Annotated in this window: 1 protein-coding gene and 1 pseudogene; both read right to left on the bottom strand. The window is 43.5% G+C overall.

Going from position 1 to position 1,292, the window contains the following annotated elements; translation table 11 throughout:
- A pseudogene (locus AC58QO_RS33670) lies at window positions 1–127 on the bottom strand (sugar ABC transporter permease); the annotation flags it as partial.
- 85 nt (window positions 128–212) lie between these two features.
- On the bottom strand, window positions 213–1,292 hold a 1,080-nt coding region (locus tag AC58QO_RS33665), incomplete at its 5' end, for a type 2 periplasmic-binding domain-containing protein (RefSeq protein WP_497273252.1).

The raw sequence follows: 1,292 nt of genomic DNA, 5'->3' as shown, positions 1-1,292 counted from the left end.
TTCCGGGATTATAATTTTGAAATGCCATCACGATGCCGAACATCGGCACAATACTGAACATAATAAGCCAAATCATGCCTGGAAGCAGCATGAAATAATAATGCTTTTGGAAGCCCATTTTCCTCATAACGGTTGTCCCCCCTGTCAACAGCCATATTGAAAATTTGCAAAAGGCGTTGAGTCCATCAACGCCTTTTGCAAGTTTATCCAAGTTATTTTTTGAGGAGATCCGCTACTTCCGCTGTGATCTGATCCCCGCCCTGAGCTTTCCAATCTTTAACAAACTTATCAAAAGAATCGATTGGCGCTTGGCCAAGGATGATTTTTAGTACAGTTTCATCCTCCATCTTTTTCAAGTTTGCCCATTTGGTCTCCATCGTCGGTGTTTGGTTATAGGTTACGCTGAATACTTTTTTATTGATCGGGATTGTTGAGAATGAACGGTCGCCAATCATGAGCGAATATAGACGCTGGAAATCACCGAAGTTTGTTTTGTCGAAGTTGCTGACATTTAAGTTGTCGTATGGCGGTTTAATAACGTTTTGAACTTTCTTCGCATCCGCATACATCAGCTTATACAAGCTATTAGGTACATTGTAATCTTCCGGTTTCTTCTGCCCGTTTAGTACTTTGAGAAGCTCGGTATACTCATACTCAGTTTCATTAGCTGCCGCCATCACGTTGCGAAGAGGATACCAACCCACATTGACGGATAAATTGAAAGTAGCCTCATCGCGAACTAGCGCATTATTCATAATGAGAATAGCTTTGACAACATCCGGTTTCGCGTTTTTACTGATGAGTGTATACGTACTGCCAGTAGTCTTCATATGGGTGTTCCATTTGCCATCATCCGTATATACAGGATAGGCTTGCCAATTAGCATTCGGGTCGTTTTTGAAGGAATCGCCATTTCCGTATCCGCCATTCCACCACGGACCAAAGAATATACCTGCCTTGTTCGCATTGATCGGATCCCCTACGTTATCACGGGTACCAACCTCAGGGTCAATGAGTCCCTTCTTATACCAATCAGCCAGTAAAGAAAGTGTCTTCTTCGTATTGTCCGTAGTCGTTCCATAGGTGACCGAGCCATTTCCATTGTCCAGCCAATAGCCCGGATATGCATCTAAAGCGCCGAATAACGGATCGAATCCCCCCATGTTATTGGAAGAAACCAGGAAAGTTGCGTAAGGGAACGTATTCTTTGATGGGCCTGCAATGCCGATTGTTTTGTCCCCACCAAACTTGTTATCGATGAACGCTTTAGCTGTTTTCTCGATGTCTCCAAC

It is taken from the genome of Paenibacillus sp. J31R30, assembly GCF_059692115.1.
Note: the sequence above shows the minus strand (reverse complement) of the source record. Positions and strands in the feature narration are given on the sequence as shown.